Origin of the sequence: Corallococcus exercitus, assembly GCF_003611585.1 — a bacterium.
GTDB lineage: Bacteria > Myxococcota > Myxococcia > Myxococcales > Myxococcaceae > Corallococcus > Corallococcus exercitus.
This window is the reverse complement of the sequence record NZ_RAVW01000816.1, coordinates 1-953: the sequence shown is the minus strand read 5'-3', so window position 1 is coordinate 953 and position 953 is coordinate 1. Positions and strand designations below refer to the sequence as shown.

Below are 953 nucleotides of genomic sequence, written 5' to 3'. Positions count from 1 at the left end.
CCCCGGCCCGCCCCGTACGCCCCGCGGCCCTGGTGAAGGCGGAAGGCGCCGCCATCACCAATCGGGACCCCCTCCAGGCCTACATGGCCGAGGTGACGAAGCACCCCCTGCTCACCCGGGAGGAGGAGCACCGGCTGGCCAAGGAGTACCAAGCGACGGGGGACGTGCGGGCGGCCTACCGCCTGGTGGCCTCCAACCTGAGACTCGTGGTGAAGCTGGCCCACGAATATCACCGCAATCCCCTGTCGCTGCTGGACCTGGTGCAGGAGGGCAACATCGGGCTGATGCAGGCGGTGAAGAAGTACGACCCGGACCGGGGCGTGAAGCTCAGCTCCTACGCCGCCTGGTGGATCCGCGCCTACATCCTCCGCTACATCATGGACAACTGGAAGATGGTGAAGCTGGGGACCACCGAGGCCCAGCGGAAGCTCTTCTTCAAGCTGCGCCAGGAGCAGGAGAAGCTCGTCTCGCAGGGCTTCGAGGCCAGCCCGCGCCTGTTGGCGGAGCGCCTCAACGTCACCGAGCAGGACGTGGTGGAGATGGACCAGCGGCTGGGGCACGACGAGATGTCCATCGACGCGCCGCTGGGCAACGACGGGGACTCGGGCTCCACCCGGGCGGACCGCTTCCTGCCGTCCAACGCGGTGCCCGCCGACGAGCGCCTGGGCGCCGAGCAGCTCAAGGCCCTCTTCCGGGAGAACCTCAACGCCTTCGCCCAGACGCTGGAGGGCAAGGAGCGCTACATCTTCGAGCACCGCCTCACCGCGGACGAACCGCTCACGCTCCAGGACATCGGCGACAAGTACGGCGTCAGCCGCGAGCGCGCCCGGCAGATTGAGGCGGCCCTCATCAACCGGATGCGCGAGTTCATGCGCGAGCGCATCCCGGACTTCGACATGGTGGCGGTGCCCAAGGGCTGACAGGCGGACGCGGACCCCCAGGGGGTGGGGGCG

The 953-nt window shown here is 68.9% G+C and carries 1 protein-coding gene; it reads left to right on the top strand.

The genetic code is table 11. The annotated features are described in order from the left end of the window. Positions 1-920 (top strand): sigma-70 family RNA polymerase sigma factor (locus tag D7W79_RS42280; RefSeq protein ID WP_208729988.1); only part of this gene is annotated, 920 nt, incomplete at its 5' end. Positions 921-953: the final 33 nt, after the last annotated feature.